We start from the raw sequence: 15,662 nt of genomic DNA, 5'->3' as shown, positions 1-15,662 counted from the left end.
ATACTAATTTTGCACCTTATTCTAAAACCTGTACCTATGCGTACACTACAAGAGCTTGTAAATACGGAAGATCCGGGTTGGCCTGTTATCAAGGAATGGATAAGCATGGCCAAAAACAAGGTGGAAATTCTACCTTGCGAACGTCAGCGAGCCGAAAATGCTCTGGTAAATACCCAAGTCACCACACGTTCCCTGATGGGAGCAATCATCTACGAAACAGGCGGACTACTCATCGACAATGGTTGGATACGAATCCTGGGCTCAGGTAGCGACCGGATGAAGAGAACCCTGCCGGACTGGAATCAAGGCAAAACATTTGAAGAATTCGGTGAACCTGCACCATATATGCTCGTGGCAGATGATGCCATTGGGGGATTTTATGCGATTAATGCGGGCTTTCTGGGAAAGGACGCGGGCAATATGTATTATTTTGCACCCGAATCGCTGCGATGGATACCGATGGAAATCGGGTATAGCCAGTTCCTTCTATTTTGTTTCGAAACGGATATGAACGACTTTTATGAAGGGCTGCGTTGGAAAGGCTGGGAAAAGGATGTCGCAGCGCTCAATCCCGATTATGCATACAGCTTTGTGCCTTTCCTGTGGACAAAGGAGGGGAAAGATATAAACAATGTTTCCAGAAGGGTTATACCAGTGAAGGATGTGTACGAATTCAATATGGAAATGAAAGATACTCTCGGCTGAGATGGCACGCCGATAGTGTAAGGTGAAATAACATTAGTATAAATCTAATTTTTTAAAATCTTTAAATAGCTAAAGTATATGCAAGTCACAGAGAAAGAAGCGGATGAAATTATCCAACCGATACGAAAAACAGACCTGATTTATCAGATTGAGGATAAACCGCCTTTCAGCGAGGCTATGTTTGCAGGGTTTCAACACCTGCTGGCTATTTTTGTGGCTATCATAACCCCTCCGTTAATTATATCCCGGGCGTTAAATTTCAGTGCAGAAACCACAGGATTCCTTGTTTCCATGGCTTTACTGGCTTCGGGTATATCTACATTTATACAGTGCCGCCGTTTCGGCCCTGTGGGTTGTGGCTTACTCTGTATACAGGGAACTAGCTTTTCTTTCATCGGTGCGCTGACTGCCAGTTTCGCAGCTAAAGGCGATATGACCGAAGCTGCCATTCTTGCCGCTATATTCGGAGTCTGTATCGCTGCCTCTCCTGTGGAAATGATAGTGAGCCGCTTGCTGAAATATACAAAGAAGATCATCACTCCACTTGTTTCGGGCATTGTGGTAACAATGATAGGACTCTCCCTCATTAAAGTGGCAATTATATCCTGCGGTGGCGGATTCGGAGCCATGAGTCTTGAAGGAGAAAGAGGATTCGGCAGTCTGCAGAATCTGGGTATCGCAGCCCTTGTTCTTGTATCCATTCTTATATTGAACGGCATAAAGAATAAGTACATCCGCATGAGTTCGATCATCATAGGTATTGTTATCGGCTATGTTGTGTCATACTTTATGGGGTGGATCGATTTTTCTAATATGGGTGAAATAGGAGCATTTACCATTCCCCAGCCATTCAAGTACGGGTTAAGCTTCGACCTCTCTGCTTTCATTGCCGTAGCTCTTATCTACTTTATTACTTCTATAGAAGCATACGGTGATATCACAGCAAACTCGATGATTGGCGGAGAACCTATAGAAGGTCCTAAATTTATGAAACGTGTACAGGGTGGAGTATTGGCCGATGGTATCAATTCGGCTATAGCCGGAGTATTCAACTCTTTCCCTAATTCTATATTTGCACAGAACAACGGACTGATCCAGTTGACAGGGGTAGCCAGTCGCCGAGTAGGTTACTATATCGCCGCATTCCTTGTTATATTGAGTGCCTTCCCTTTCATCGGAGGTATCTTTTCTATTATGCCTGAGCCCGTACTTGGAGGCGCCACATTGCTGATGTTCGGTACTGTTGCCGCATCGGGAGTACGCATTATTGCATCACAAAACATAGATAGAAAAGCCATACTGGTACTTGCGGTCAGCTTTGCCTGTGGGCTCGGTGTGGAACTGGTTCCTGATATCCTATCCCAGATGCCGACTGCTATAAAAGGGATTTTTGCTTCGGGAATTACTACCGGAGGAGTTGTTGCCATCCTTGCTAATGTGATTATCCGTATCAAAGACTAAATATTTATTGTTATGAAATTACTAAAAGACCGTATCCTTAAGGATGGAAAAAGCTTTGACGGAGGAATCCTTAAAGTAGATAGCTTTATCAATCACCAGATGGATCCCATCCTGATGAAGTCGATAGGAGTGGAATTTGTCCGCAAGTTCGGAAATCTGCCGATAAATAAAATTATAACAATAGAGGCCAGTGGCATTGCCCCTGCTATCATGCTGGGTTACCTGCTCGAATTGCCTGTCGTATTTGTAAAAAAAGCAGTACCGAAAACAATGGTAAATATGGTGTCTACTATTGCCCATTCCTTTACCAAGGATAAGGACTATACAATCTGCGTAAGTAAAGATTTCCTGAACCCGAACGACAAAGTCGTTTTCATCGATGATTTTTTAGCTAACGGTAACGCGGCCATCGGCATATACAACCTGATCAAAGAGGCCGGGGCCGAACTTTACGGCATGGGCTTTATTATCGAGAAAAGCTTTCAGGACGGAGGACAACGTCTGCGTGAACTCGGTATCCACATAGAGTCGCTGGCTAAAATAAAGGAATTGGGCGATAATAAGATCATCTTCGAAGATTAAACAATGGATAAAACAATCTTTTTTACCCCTGATATTCTCTCCAATGTAGAGCTGCCTGCCGAGGAAGCTCTGCATTGCATAAAAGTATTACGTAAAAAAGAAGGCGATGAAATATTGTTGACCGATGGAAAAGGCTTTTTTTATGATGCCGAAATAATGCAGGCCAACCCGAAACATTGTATAGTAAACATCCTAAAAACAATAGAACAACCCAAAGACTGGGACTTCAACCTGCAAATAGCTTTTGCCCCGACAAAAAATATCGACCGTATAGAATGGTTTGCAGAAAAGGCTACAGAAATAGGGATCGACCGCCTCAGCCCTATTCTTTGCCAACATTCCGAACGGAAGGAGATAAAGGCTCAGCGGATAGAAAAGATACTTGTTTCGGCGATGAAACAATCTCAAAAAGCCTTATTGCCCCAACTGGATGATATGCAATCTTTCTCTAAATTCATCAAACAGGAGTTTGACGGGCAAAAGTTCATAGCCCATTGTTATCCACAGGAAAAAGTATTGTTGAAAGATATTTATAAGAAAAGCGGTAATGCCCTCATTCTTATCGGGCCGGAAGGCGACTTCTCTGAAGAGGAAGTAAGAATGGCTATAGATAACGGTTTTGAACCGATCTCTTTAGGCGAAAGTCGTTTACGTACCGAAACGGCTGCACTGGTTGCTTGTCACACATTACATGTTCTGAACTGACAGTCAGAACTTATATTCCTCCAGTTTCTTCACTATTTTCACCGCTTCCACCGCCTCTTTCACATCATGCACCCGTAAGATATCCGCCCCGTTCTGCAAGGCAAAGGTATTCAGGATGGTGGTTCCATTGAGGCTTCCGGCAGGAGTTGTGTCCAACAAACCGGCAATCATTTTTTTTCTCGAAATACCGACCAAAAGAGGTAATTCAAAAACAGAGAAACCCCGCAAAGTAGCCATTAACTCATAGTTCTGATCCATCGTTTTACTAAACCCGAATCCGGGATCGATAATAATATCATTCACACCGAGTAAATGCAGTTCAGCTACTTTTTTAGAGAAATAATAGAAGATATCCTGAATCAGATTATCATAGTCTGTCAAATCCGTCATCGTTTGCGGCGTACCGCGCATATGCATCAATATATAAGGCACATTAAGCCGGGCAACCGTATCGAACATACTTTTGCCTATTTCACCGCCCGAAATATCATTTATGATGGCTACTCCATGTTCCTCAACGCAAAAACGGGCTACATCGCCATAGAAAGTATCTACCGAAAGGATAGCATCGGGGAATTCCCTGCTGATAACAGGCAAAGCAAACTTCAGCCGCTCTATTTCTTCCTGTGCAGAGAGCAAGGTAGAAGAAGGACGGGTTGACTGTGCACCTATATCTATAATCGTTCCTCCCTGAGAAAGTATTTCCGAAACCCTATCTATAACCTGCTGTTCGGTTTCTTTGCGGCTACCCGAATAAAATGAATCGGGAGTAACATTTAGTATCCCCATTACAACGGGATAAGACAGATCTAGCAGTTCTCCTTTAATATTGATTGTTTTCATCGGATTTTCTTATAGTGATTCTGTGAACAGATTACAGGTAAATCAAACTTTTTTCAATGTGGATACAAAGTAAGCGTTTTTTTGTCACAGTATCAGCTTTCCTATCCTTATTCAGGCTTAGTCAAAATGTTAAAATCTGACAACTCGCAATCAACGAAGTGAAGGTAAGTGGAAATTAGCGGGATAAACATCGAAAATAAACAACTGAAATACAACAGCTTGCTAATATGGGATATTTATTTTGCAAATATAGCACCTGCATTTCATTTGCGACCTCTATTTTTGGTTTCTATCGATTTATCAAGGACATTTACAAACACACACAGAATGAAGACACTGTATTCTAAACTATTTATACCCGTTTTAGCCGGGTTCTTTAGCTATTATAATGCGAATGCTCAAGTTACTATTGGATCAACCATTCTTCCTTCGGAAGGAGCCATTCTCGATCTAAAAGAGAATCAGCCAACAGTTAATAACACCAATGCAACCAAGGGATTGATGCTTCCCCGGGTGAAATTGACCAGCAATGCGGATTTATTCCCTATGTTTTTGGGGGATACAGATTATGAAAACAACACAAGCAGCAAGAAAGATTCTGAAGATAAGTCTCATACAGGGCTTACAGTATATAATATCAACTTAGATATTTGTGAAGAAATATATCCCGGTGTATATACATGGGATGGAAATGAATGGATCTTACTATCGGAAGGAATATTTCCCAGCGAAACCGATATTCTGGTAGACAATCGCAATTCGGCCAAACCCGAACAATATAAGATAGGTAAGTTTGCTGATGCCGGATGGTGGATGCTCGAAAACCTTAGAGCTGATAGATGGCCCGATGGAACTAATAACGGACTGGTATTCGATTATCCCGTTATGGAAACAGATCCTACTTATTTAGAGCCGAGGTTTTATTACCCTCGTGGTAGCCAATCCGATCTGGGAACGAATCCTCATTACGGATACATGTATAACCTGATGGCGGCGACCAAGCTGACACGCACCGAAATAGGAAATACCACTCATTTGATCGGAATACAGGGAATCTGTCCCGATGGCTGGCACTTACCTACCCTAGATGAATGGTGGGAACTAAGAGATGCTGTTGAAGCTAATCCATGTCAATATGCTCACAGTAAGATAGGAGCAAATACCGGATGGAACATGCAATCTATGGAAAATAACTCTAACGGAGTGAGCCGTAGTAGAGAACAGGGAGGATTTAACGGAATCCTCTTGGGGCGCATGTCACGGGATCAGAAAACAGGGGAAATATCCCTTGGTTACAATAAACAAACAGCCTTTTTCTGGGTAGGGGCTACCAATAGTGTACTTGGAACACAGGCTGCCGCGCTCGACAAAAATACGTATGCAGCTGCCAGAATGCCTCATATAGATGTCTATCTGTTATCTGTGAGATGTAAAAAAGATTAAGCTCGATTGCTCGATAATAAATTGTGGAAATTGGGATATTATTTTACAACAATATCCCAATTTTATATCAATAAAACTTGTACAATTTTGGAGTCGGAACATCGCCTAAAATGCAAACGCATTTACTCTAAAAGCAACATATAACTTGCAAATCGATGCCAATAGAAAAAAGTTACAACTCTATTATCTCCTCTTCCAATATGGTCAGTTTCTCTATTCCGCTCTCAGTTACCACATATGTATTTTCTACCCCGACAGCTCCTACTTCCGGAATCACAAATTTAGGTTCCAATGCAAAAACGATGTTCTTTTCCAGTAATTCTTTCGAACGGGGAGTCAATACCGGAGGCTCGTTTATCTCAAGGCCTAGTCCATGTCCGACAAACTTAGCCTGCTGCTTCGTTCCCATGAAGTATGGTTCAAGATTATTCTTTACTACCATTTCCATCGAGATATTATACAGTTCGGCACAACCGGTTCCGGGTTTGGCAATATCCATAATATGGTTGTGAATATCTATCGACACCTGATGAGCACGATAGGCGATATCTAATGTCTTTCCTAACGAAAAAACACGTGTCATATCGGTCATCCAAGGCGAATAATTTCCTGCCATATCCACCATAATGGTTTGCCCTTTTTCTATTCTTTGTCCCGATGCGCCCAGAGGTAAAGTAGGACTACTACCTGCTCCGCCCAAAGCGTAATCGTAAGGAGACGGAGCTTCTGCATTCTCTCCGGCCAGCAAACTTCCCATATAGATATCCATATTGTCGCCATAACTGCGGAAGATACCCATAGAGCCGTGCAGACGCATCAGCTTTTCTATCTCTATCTGTAATTCTATATCAGTCATCCCTGGCCTGTAAACGGACGGAATCAGCTTATAAACAGCTTCATGTTTCCGGGCGCAGGCTCTCACCTGTTCCAGTTCGAAATCCGTTTTCACACTGCGTATTTTACGCATAAAAGTTGAAGCATTAGCAGCTTTGGTTATATTAAATGTTCCCATCAAACGGGCGCATTCACCGAAGGAAAGGACATCTGTCTCCAATAATAAAGTCTTGGGCAATGACATGCCTCTGTTTTGAAGTTCTTCCGCAATTTGTTCCGGCTTCCGGATATAGATCGTATTTTCAAAAGCAATACCTTCGGGCCGCTTAACAAAATGCATAGGGCTACCCTCGGCCGGCAGATAATAGTAACCATTGTAAACCATGCCTGTCATATAAAATACGTTCACAGACGTACTTAATACACAAGCTTCTACTTCCATTGACTGCATTACTTTTTGCAGGCGGGAACAGCGAATCTCCAAATCTCTTGTCAATGCTTCCTTATTGTTCATAATCTTTTTTTATACAATCCTTTATTCAAAATATAATCATATATGTCATCCGGCAAAAAAGCTCTTACATCTTTTCCCTCATAAATGCTATCCCTGATAAATGTCGATGAAATCTCTATAATAGGAGAATCAAGAGCCTCAACCTTATCCCTCAATTTCGTAGGAATAGTGATACGGTGTCCCAATCGCGGATATACCTTAATTTTATAATTTTCGAGGATCTTGTCGTATTCCCGCCAGCTTTCAAATACATTCCAATTATCAGCTCCGATTATCAAGGTGAAATCATGTCCGGGATATTCATTTCGCAAAGCATCCAATGTATTCACCGTATAAGACGGGATGGGCATTGAAAATTCAAAATCACTGGCTTTTAGTTTTGTGTATTTTGCCAATGCAAGTTCTGTCATTTCCAGGCGTATATGTTCGTCCGAAAGCTCATCCTCCGATTTCAGCGGATTTTGCGGGCTTACCAGAAACCACACCTCTTCTATTTCCGTGAATTCCACTATGTAATTCGCGAGAATCAGATGCCCGATATGTATCGGGTTGAAAGACCCTGAAAAGATGCCGATATTCATTTCTTCAGAAAATCAGTTATCACGTTCAATGCTTTTGCTTTTGCCTCTTCCAGATTATCATTGTGTATTACCACATCAAACTGAGGAGCGAATGTCATTTCATATTCAGCTTTTGCAATACGGGATTCGATAACTTCGGGCGAGTCGGTGCCTCTTTTTTCCAGACGGCAACGCAGTTCATTTATGGAAGGTGGTTCTATGAAAACAGATAAAGCTTTATCTCCGTAATATTTCTTTATATTACAGCCGCCTACTACATCCACATCGAAAATCACATTGCCTCCACCGTTCATAATACGTTCCACCTCTGCTTTCAGCGTACCGTAAAACTTATCCGTATATACCTCCTCATACTCGAGAAACTCTCCATGGGCGATTTTTTCCCTGAATTCTTCGGGGCTATGAAAATAGTATTCCACTCCGTGCTTTTCCGTTCCTCTTGGCGGACGGCTGGTAGCCGATATTGAAAACTGAAGGTTCAAATCCTGCGATAGCAGGTAATTGACGATTGTAGATTTACCTGCGCCTGAAGGAGCCGAAAATATGACTAACTTGCCCATTAATTTTATAAGAGATCTTATTATAATACGTTCAATACCTGCTCTTTGATCTGTTCCAATTCGTCTTTCATACGTACAACTATCTGCTGCATTTCCGCATGATTCGATTTCGAACCCATTGTATTTATTTCACGTCCCATTTCCTGAGAAATGAAACCCAGCTTCTTGCCTTGTCCCGAACCCGATTTCATTGTTTCCAGAAAATAGCTGAGATGATTTGTCAGACGAACCTTTTCTTCGTTTATATCCAGTTTTTCGATATAATAGATCATCTCCTGTTCGAAACGATTCTTATCGTAGTCAAAGTCTTCTATTTTCTGCAGAGCTTCGGTTATCCGTACTTTTATTTTATCCACACGTTCAGCTTCATGAGGTTCTATATCTGTCAATAACCGTGAGATATTCCCTATTTTTTCTTCAAACAGCTTTTCCAGCATAGCCCCTTCCTGTTTGCGGAAAGCAAGCAATTGCTTCTTTGCTTCACCTATTGTTTTCGAAACGGCAGCCCATTCGGCTTCATCCACTTCCTGCGATTCGTATTTTAATACATCCGGTAAACGAAGCAGTGTTGAAAACCAATCGGAAGGAGTATCTATTCCCAGCTTACGGGCCGACTCCTTAATCTGGTTATAATATCCTTCGAGCAGATTGTGGTTGATTTGGTTAGCTGTTTCATTACCTATATTTTCCACATATATAAGAAAGTCTACTTTTCCACGTTCCAATTCACGGGAAAGCATATTGCGGACTTCCATTTCATGCTCTTTGTATAGATTTGGCATACGAACCGACAAGTCCAATTGTTTGCTGTTAAGGGATTTAATCTCTACTGTAACTTTCCTTTTGTCAAGTTCGGTTGTGGCTTTCCCAAAACCTGTCATTGATTGTATCATGCTGCTAATTTTAGATTTAGGCACAAAAATACACAAATATTATACGTTCCGATTAAAAAATAAGAACTTTAAATGCACAATCTGCGTTAATCATTAGTAATTACTTATTTTTGTAAATAGTTAAAATATAAAATAAAGAAATCAGAATGGGTACAAAACTATTCCTCCAATATCCAAAATGCGGCACATGCCAGAAGGCGGCCAAATGGCTAAAACAGAATAATGTCTCCGTAGAGAGCCGCGATATAACTACAGATAACCCTACAAAGACAGAACTGGCGGCATGGATAAAGAAGAGCGGATTGCCTATCGGAAAGTTCTTTAATACTTCAGGCAGGATTTATAAGGAAGAAAATCTGAAAGAGAAGGTTAAGTCTGCATCTGAAGGCGAATTGATAGAAATACTCGCATCCAACGGAATGGTTGTAAAACGTCCGCTGGTGATAGGAAATGACTTTGTACTGGTAGGGTTCAATGAGGAAGAATGGTCTGAAAGACTAAAAAAATAAATAGTTCTGCATGGAGGAAAAAGAAGACGTAAAATTAGCGCCGGAAGAAGCCCCGAAAAAGAAAAGCCTGATTAAGAAACTTTTCAAGATATTCCTGTATATAGTCCTTGGACTTATCGGGCTTAACGTGCTTTTATATGTACTGCTTTCCATACCGTATGTGCAGCAAAAGGTTGCGGACTTTGCCGTAAACAAACTGAAAGAGACGATGAAAACGGAGGTTTCGATAGACGAAGTCCGTTTAAGCCTTTTCAATAATGTAAGCCTGAAAGGCATCTATATAGAAGATCAGACCAGGGATACACTGCTTTATGCGCAGGACCTGAGCGTAAGCCTCAGCCCTTGGGAATTTATCAAAAGTAATAAACTCGCTATTACAGGAATCACGGTAGATAATTTCCTGATAAATGTAAATCAGAAAGATAGTGTAAGCGACTTTAACTTCCAGTTTGTAATAGATGCATTTTCGAGCGCCGACACCACCAAAGTGGATACGACCAAAAGCTCGCTGGTAGTGGTCATCGAAGACGTCAGTTTGAAACGCGGTCGATTGAATTATGACGTATTGTCTGTGCCGGAGACACCGCAGATGTTCAATGCATCCCATATATCCTTATACGATGTGAATGCGAATGTAGACCTGAACTCGATAGATGCCGACAAATTCGACATCGCGCTCAACAGTCTGTCGGCAAAAGAAAAGTCGGGAGTTGAAATCAAAAGCCTGAAAGGGCATTTATACTCCGACAAGTCGCAACTCTGGGTAGAAAACCTCTCCTTAAACTTACCTAACTCTCACCTGATAACCACTAAAGTAAGATATAACTTATCGAACAGCGCTTTCGAAATAGGCACGGACGACACGGAATTATCCGCCGAAGATTTAACCGCATTCCTGCCGAATCTCAAATTCCTGAGGAACAAACTTTCGTTGAAAACCAATATATCGGGAACGTTGCCTGCTGTGAATATCGAAAATATAAACCTCACCTATGGTGATGATTTTGTCCTTGAGGGGCTGGCCAGTCTGGGTAATTATGAGCGATACGGAAACTCGGATATAAATCTTTCTATCAATAAACTGAAAGCATCGACCAGAGCAATCTCCGATTTTGCAAAACTCGGTGATTCCACCTTTGTGACTCCTGATATATTAAGGGACATGGGAGACATATTCCTGAAAGGAACATTGACTGGACAGTTGAATAAGTTCAAACTCAATTCCGAAGCATGGTGCAGGCAAGGACTTGTCTCACTGCTGGCGACCGGTGGTGTGGATACCACATTTACCAACTTCAGTGTAAATGCCGGACTGAAAACACGCAACTTTAATCTGGGCAGATTGCTCGGAGGTACTGCAGGATTAGGTAATCTCTCTGCGCATATAGACCTGAGAGCGAGGCAAACAGAAAGAGAGTCTCTCTCTGCACAGATGCAGGGAAGTATAGATGCCCTACAATTCGAAAAAGAAACAATGAAAAACGTTCCTTTCAGCGGATTTTACAATGCTCAAAAAATGGGATTGACTGCCCGTGCCGACTGGAAGATAGGAAAAATATTCGTTGACGCTGATATGTCTCAGGCCAAAGTACCTGATATCAATTTACGCCTCAGACTAGATTCGCTACAAATAGACCCTTTCTATAAGAACCCCGACTGGGTAAATCCACGTCTGACCATGGCTCTGAAAGGGCAGTTCAAAGGATTGGACATTGACAATATTGTAGGAAAGGCAGATTTGGACAGCCTCGACTTCCATGATGATAATTTCGCATTCCAACCGGGTAAATTTACGTTGGAATCAGGCAAAAAAGAGGATGGCAGTAAATTTATCACACTCACCTCTTCCCTATTGACAGCCAATATAGCAGGACAATATTCATTTACTACTATTAGTGACGAATTTACAAACCTGATGAACGGATATCTGCCCGATGTATTCCAAATGAGAAAACGGACAAAGAAAGAGCAAAACAATTTCACTTTCAATATTACAGCCAACAATACTGAAAAACTGGGAGAAATATTTGTCTTACCTGTCGATATTATAGATCCGGCTTCGATAAGCGGACGCATCAATACCATAGACAAACAACTGTCGGTGAAAGGGAATGTTCCACGCCTCCGTTATGGCGAAATTGAAATTAAAAATACGACTCTGGATGTTATGAACCTCGACTCGGCCTTCAACATTTCAGGTGCCAGCAGCGTAATGATGGATAAAGGGAAGTATAACATCGCCCTCAATACCAACGGAGAGAAAAATACAATCTACACATTCGTAAGCGTGACCAGTGACAGTACCAATATCAATATAAAAGGAGATATAGAAGCCCTGGCCAGCTTTAGCCGCAATGAGAAAAAAGAACTTGTTTCTTCCCTCAAGATAACTCCGTCAGACATCATGGTAGACAAACTGGCGTTAAATCTGCTGCCCGCCGAAATACTGAACGAAGGGACACGTACTGAGATACATAATGTAGGACTGGGAGTGAACAAAAAACCGTATTTCAATATAGACGGGGTGATTTCAAGTGAAAAAAGTGATAGCCTCAGGGTTTACTTCACCCATGCCGAGATAGGAGACCTGCTGGAAGCATTCGATGTGAAGAACATCCGCGGATGTATTCACGGAGATGTCCTGCTCACCAATATACTCGACCAGCCCGAACTGTATACAGAAGGATTTCAGATCGCCGACATCGTCCTCTTCAGCGACACATTGGGCACAATGGACCTCGACAGTCACTGGAGTAACGAATACGGAGGAGTAGCCATGCAGGCAGCACTGGTAAAAGCAGAAGAAACCCTCGCCGAAATAGATGGTACTATATACACCAATCAGGATTCACTCGACCTCCAGTTAAGGATGGAAAAGATGCCTCTGCGCTGGGTACAGCCATTCGTCTCCGATATGCTCAACAAGGTCGACGGAACCATCAGCTCCAACCTGATGATAGAAGGAAACACAAAAGCGCCGCTTGTGAGGGGGTTCCTTGGGTTCAACGATACACAGATAGGGATAGACTACACCAACGTAACCTATACCATATCCGATACCATCAGGGTAAGCCCCGACCGGATAGGATTCGACAACCTGACCCTGAAAGACAGCCAGGGCAATACCGCCAATGTAAGTGCTACTGTGACTCACAAAAACTTCGACAATATGAAATATTCGCTCAATATGCGGATGAACAAACTCATGGTGCTGAATACCGAGCACAGGACCGACAGTCTTTTCTACGGACGGGTTTATGCCTCAGGCAATGTCAGGATAGACGGCACCAACGACGGCATCAATATGAACCTGCAGATAAAGAATGACAAAAATTCGAATTTGAATATCCTTCTGCCTCAACACTCCGAAGCAACCGATTATAAGAGTGTAGTATATATAAATGTGCCGGAAGAAAAGTTAAGGAACTCACTCAAAGATATGGTCGCTAAGGCCAAAGATCAGCCTCTACCAATACAACTGACTGTAAAACTCGATGTAACTCCCGATCTGGCAATCGGCATTATCATAGACCCATCTACAGGCGATGAATTGCAGGCAAAAGGAAATGGGTCTATCACATTCAATTATAATATGCTGAATGAGAACATGTCGGCATATGGAGACTATTCATTGACGGACGGGACCGTGAAACTGAATCTGCAAAACATAAAGAAACTGGACTTTAAAATACAGAACGGCAGTAAATTGCATTTTATCGGAGACCCGATGAAAACCCGATTTGAAATCACGGCTTACAGAAGGGTGAGGGCAGCACTGGAAACATTAGACCCTAGTTTTGTGATGGATAATTCATCGTCCAAGGTATCTGTGGACTGTGTACTCGGTATTGTAGGAAATATGGATAATATGGACCTCACCTATAACATTAGCCTGCCTGATGCAAATGATGATGTGCAGCGAAAAGTAAACACCTATATCAGCACCGATGAACAGAAAATAAAACAATTTGCATCCCTGATTGCTATGGGTACATTCTATCCAACTTCGGGAAGCAGCGGAGCAAACTTCGGCGATGGTATATGGACCAGCATCGCCGGCAGCGCCCTATCCGGTGCCATGTCGTCTCTAGTAGGTAATATGCTGGGAGATAAATGGCAGGTAGGCGCTACTGTGGAATCGAACGACGGCACATTGTCCGACATGAACATGCAGGTAAATGTTTCCCGTACATTCTGGGACGACAGGCTGATATTGAAAACAGACTTAGGATACCGCACAGACCAAACGAGTGTAGATAATAACTTTATCGGAAATTTCGACTTGGAATATAAATTGAACACAATGTGGACGTTGAGAGCATATAGCCATACCAATGATAAATATTATCGCCAGGCGCCCACAACTCAGGGTGTAGGTATTATTTACAACAAAGAAGCCGCCACACTGAAGCGTCTGTTCCAGTCATTTAAGCCAAGAAGATTCAGACGAAATGAAGCCCAACAGGGGCAAGGCCAGGCTCAGACACCAAATCAGCCTCAACAAGATACAACAACTCCGGCAGAGCAACAAGCCACTCCTGCCCTACCGGCAGATTCGACACAAACGACTGTAAATAAGCAGCCGGTGATAAGTGATGAACGGAAAAAATAAAATAATGAAAGTCAGAGTAAAAAGATGGAAGAAACCCTATTCTTTTTACTCTGTCTTTTGTATTATATAACTTAGTCATTTTTTCCACACATAAATCAGTGGTTTTGGCTTCACAGCCTAAAAGCGTTATCTTTGCATTTTTAACACTAAAAAATTAGCAAAAATGGAAGGAACTCCGAATTGTCCGGTGTGCAGCATGGAAAATACTTATTTCGACGGTACGGCATATGTTTGCCCCGATTGCTTTCACGAATGGACAGGCGAAGCAAACACAGAAACAGAAGACACAACCCCTAAAGACAGCAATGGCGCAGAATTACTTGACGGTGACGCTGTAACAGTTATTAAAGACCTGAAAGTAAAAGGCTCGTCGATGGTCATCAAGCGCGGGACGAAAGTAAAAAGTATCCGTCTGACCGAAGAACCGACAGAAGTAGATTGTAAAATAGACGGGTCGAGCATTGTTTTAAAAACATGCTTCCTGAAAAAAGGATAAGAACCCGCTCAAAATATATATCCGGAGGTGTTCATAACTTTAACGTTACGGACACCTTTTTTTATCCGGATACTCCTTAACTTTGCACGTTATGCAATATGATTTATTTTCAGAATACAAATATAAGTTCTTCAGCCTGGGCAGTGGTAGTAGCGGAAACTGTTACTATCTGGGAACCAAAGAAAACGGTATCCTTATAGATGCCGGAATAGGAATCCGTAATGTAACGAAAGCATTACGCGAATACGGTGTGGCTTTCGAAAAGATTAAAGCAATCCTTATCACGCACGACCACGCCGATCATATCAAAACTGTCGGATGCTTCGGGGACAAGTATAATATTCCGGTTTACGCGACCGAAACTGTACACGAAGGAATCCAACGCAACAGAGTGGTACAAGCTAATCTGTATCAATCGAAAAGGGTTATTGAAAAAGAAGTGCCGTTCACAATCACCGATTTTAATATAACCGCCTTTGACGTCCCTCACGATAGTATCGAAAATGTAGGCTACCATATTGAGTTTGACGGACAGGCACTTGTCGTTGTTACGGATATAGGCCGCATCACGGACAAGATCAGGGATTATGCCTGCAAAGCCAACCATCTTGTAATTGAAGCCAATTATGACGAATATATGCTTCAGACCGGCAAGTACCCATATTACCTCAAAGAGCGTATAAAAAACGGGATGGGACATTTGAGCAACCGCCTTTCGGCCGAATTTATTGCAAGTATCTATAATGAAAATCTCCGGAATATCTGGCTCTGTCATCTCAGCCAGGACAATAACCATCCCGAGATTGCATTCAAAACCGTAGAACAGGCATTGGCTACCAATGGTGTTGTTGTAAACAGGGATGTAAAACTGGAAACCCTCAGCAGATATAAGGTTTCGGGATTGAGAGAATTCTGATAATCCGA

14 protein-coding genes are annotated in these 15,662 nt (G+C 42.2%); 9 read left to right on the top strand and 5 right to left on the bottom strand.

Annotated elements, in window-relative coordinates; translation table 11 throughout:
• Window positions 1–36 precede the first annotated feature (36 nt).
• From QZL88_RS11265 to QZL88_RS11250, 4 genes are all read left to right on the top strand, one after another.
• The gene (locus QZL88_RS11265; protein ID WP_296941222.1) at window positions 37–705 is read left to right on the top strand and encodes a DUF2625 domain-containing protein; all 669 of its coding nucleotides are present in this window, start codon (window positions 37–39) and stop codon (window positions 703–705) included.
• A gap of 78 nt (window positions 706–783) precedes the next feature.
• Window positions 784–2,166: a nucleobase:cation symporter-2 family protein gene (locus QZL88_RS11260; protein WP_296941220.1), complete on the top strand. Its 1,383-nt coding sequence runs from the start codon at window positions 784–786 to the stop codon at window positions 2,164–2,166.
• 12 nt (window positions 2,167–2,178) lie between these two features.
• Window positions 2,179–2,748, top strand: coding sequence for a xanthine phosphoribosyltransferase (gene xpt / locus QZL88_RS11255; protein ID WP_006800843.1), 570 nt, complete (start codon window positions 2,179–2,181; stop codon window positions 2,746–2,748).
• Between the two features lie 3 nt (window positions 2,749–2,751).
• Window positions 2,752–3,453, top strand: a complete 702-nt coding sequence (locus QZL88_RS11250) for a 16S rRNA (uracil(1498)-N(3))-methyltransferase (RefSeq protein ID WP_296941217.1) — start codon at window positions 2,752–2,754, stop codon at window positions 3,451–3,453.
• 3 nt (window positions 3,454–3,456) lie between these two features.
• On the opposite strand, the gene folP is transcribed toward QZL88_RS11250, so the two are convergent.
• Window positions 3,457–4,296 (bottom strand): dihydropteroate synthase, encoded by an 840-nt coding sequence (gene folP / locus QZL88_RS11245; RefSeq protein ID WP_296941216.1) that lies wholly within the window; start codon window positions 4,294–4,296, stop codon window positions 3,457–3,459.
• A gap of 327 nt (window positions 4,297–4,623) precedes the next feature.
• Between folP and QZL88_RS11240 the strand changes: the two genes are divergently transcribed.
• Window positions 4,624–5,739, top strand: a complete 1,116-nt coding sequence (locus QZL88_RS11240; protein WP_296941215.1) for an FISUMP domain-containing protein — start codon at window positions 4,624–4,626, stop codon at window positions 5,737–5,739.
• Window positions 5,740–5,911: 172 nt separating this feature from the next.
• Here the strand turns inward: QZL88_RS11240 and QZL88_RS11235 are convergent, their stop codons facing one another.
• The 4 genes from QZL88_RS11235 to QZL88_RS11220 are packed head-to-tail and all read right to left on the bottom strand — an operon-like array spanning window position 5,912 to window position 9,121.
• Window positions 5,912–7,087: a Xaa-Pro peptidase family protein gene (locus QZL88_RS11235; RefSeq protein ID WP_296941213.1), complete on the bottom strand. Its 1,176-nt coding sequence runs from the start codon at window positions 7,085–7,087 to the stop codon at window positions 5,912–5,914.
• On the bottom strand, window positions 7,084–7,668 hold the full coding sequence (nadD, locus tag QZL88_RS11230) for a nicotinate (nicotinamide) nucleotide adenylyltransferase (protein WP_296941211.1): 585 nt from the start codon (window positions 7,666–7,668) through the stop codon (window positions 7,084–7,086). Before nadD ends, QZL88_RS11235 begins: the two co-directional genes overlap by 4 nt.
• Window positions 7,665–8,228 (bottom strand): guanylate kinase, encoded by a 564-nt coding sequence (gene gmk, locus QZL88_RS11225; protein WP_296941209.1) that lies wholly within the window; start codon window positions 8,226–8,228, stop codon window positions 7,665–7,667. The genes nadD and gmk overlap by 4 nt, the downstream gene beginning before the upstream one ends.
• A gap of 20 nt (window positions 8,229–8,248) precedes the next feature.
• A complete protein-coding gene (locus tag QZL88_RS11220) occupies window positions 8,249–9,121 on the bottom strand; it encodes a YicC/YloC family endoribonuclease (RefSeq protein ID WP_296941207.1) in 873 nt (290 codons plus the stop codon).
• A 146-nt stretch (window positions 9,122–9,267) separates the two neighbouring features.
• Between QZL88_RS11220 and QZL88_RS11215 the strand changes: the two genes are divergently transcribed.
• The 4 genes from QZL88_RS11215 to QZL88_RS11200 all read left to right on the top strand — a co-directional run bounded on the left by QZL88_RS11215 (window position 9,268) and on the right by QZL88_RS11200 (window position 15,654).
• Window positions 9,268–9,630, top strand: coding sequence for an arsenate reductase family protein (locus QZL88_RS11215; protein ID WP_296941206.1), 363 nt, complete (start codon window positions 9,268–9,270; stop codon window positions 9,628–9,630).
• A gap of 10 nt (window positions 9,631–9,640) precedes the next feature.
• Window positions 9,641–14,242: a translocation/assembly module TamB domain-containing protein gene (locus QZL88_RS11210; RefSeq protein WP_296941203.1), complete on the top strand. Its 4,602-nt coding sequence runs from the start codon at window positions 9,641–9,643 to the stop codon at window positions 14,240–14,242.
• Between the two features lie 163 nt (window positions 14,243–14,405).
• The gene (locus tag QZL88_RS11205; protein WP_296941201.1) at window positions 14,406–14,738 is read left to right on the top strand and encodes a zinc ribbon domain-containing protein YjdM; all 333 of its coding nucleotides are present in this window, start codon (window positions 14,406–14,408) and stop codon (window positions 14,736–14,738) included.
• Between the two features lie 91 nt (window positions 14,739–14,829).
• Window positions 14,830–15,654 carry an MBL fold metallo-hydrolase gene (locus QZL88_RS11200; protein WP_296941199.1) on the top strand — a complete coding sequence of 275 codons (825 nt, stop codon included), beginning with the start codon at window positions 14,830–14,832 and terminating at the stop codon, window positions 15,652–15,654.
• Window positions 15,655–15,662: the final 8 nt, after the last annotated feature.

The sequence above is a fragment of the uncultured Dysgonomonas sp. genome (genome assembly GCF_900079725.1).
In the GTDB taxonomy this organism is placed as follows: Bacteria; Bacteroidota; Bacteroidia; order Bacteroidales; family Dysgonomonadaceae; genus Dysgonomonas.
Note: the sequence above shows the minus strand (reverse complement) of the source record. Positions and strands in the feature narration are given on the sequence as shown.

Bases quoted from the DNA above. Each gene is read 5' to 3' on its own strand.
- QZL88_RS11200 (WP_296941199.1), top strand. From the start codon at position 14,830: ATGCAATATGATTTATTTTCAGAATACAAATATAAGTTCTTCAGCCTG.
- xpt (WP_006800843.1), top strand. From the start codon at position 2,179: ATGAAATTACTAAAAGACCGTATCCTTAAGGATGGAAAAAGCTTTGAC.
- QZL88_RS11240 (WP_296941215.1), top strand. From the start codon at position 4,624: ATGAAGACACTGTATTCTAAACTATTTATACCCGTTTTAGCCGGGTTC.
- QZL88_RS11260 (WP_296941220.1), top strand. From the start codon at position 784: ATGCAAGTCACAGAGAAAGAAGCGGATGAAATTATCCAACCGATACGA.
- gmk (WP_296941209.1), bottom strand. From the start codon at position 8,228: ATGGGCAAGTTAGTCATATTTTCGGCTCCTTCAGGCGCAGGTAAATCT.
- QZL88_RS11215 (WP_296941206.1), top strand. From the start codon at position 9,268: ATGGGTACAAAACTATTCCTCCAATATCCAAAATGCGGCACATGCCAG.
- QZL88_RS11220 (WP_296941207.1), bottom strand. From the start codon at position 9,121: ATGATACAATCAATGACAGGTTTTGGGAAAGCCACAACCGAACTTGAC.
- QZL88_RS11205 (WP_296941201.1), top strand. From the start codon at position 14,406: ATGGAAGGAACTCCGAATTGTCCGGTGTGCAGCATGGAAAATACTTAT.
- nadD (WP_296941211.1), bottom strand. From the start codon at position 7,668: ATGAATATCGGCATCTTTTCAGGGTCTTTCAACCCGATACATATCGGG.
- QZL88_RS11235 (WP_296941213.1), bottom strand. From the start codon at position 7,087: ATGAACAATAAGGAAGCATTGACAAGAGATTTGGAGATTCGCTGTTCC.
- QZL88_RS11250 (WP_296941217.1), top strand. From the start codon at position 2,752: ATGGATAAAACAATCTTTTTTACCCCTGATATTCTCTCCAATGTAGAG.
- QZL88_RS11210 (WP_296941203.1), top strand. From the start codon at position 9,641: ATGGAGGAAAAAGAAGACGTAAAATTAGCGCCGGAAGAAGCCCCGAAA.
- folP (WP_296941216.1), bottom strand. From the start codon at position 4,296: ATGAAAACAATCAATATTAAAGGAGAACTGCTAGATCTGTCTTATCCC.
- QZL88_RS11265 (WP_296941222.1), top strand. From the start codon at position 37: ATGCGTACACTACAAGAGCTTGTAAATACGGAAGATCCGGGTTGGCCT.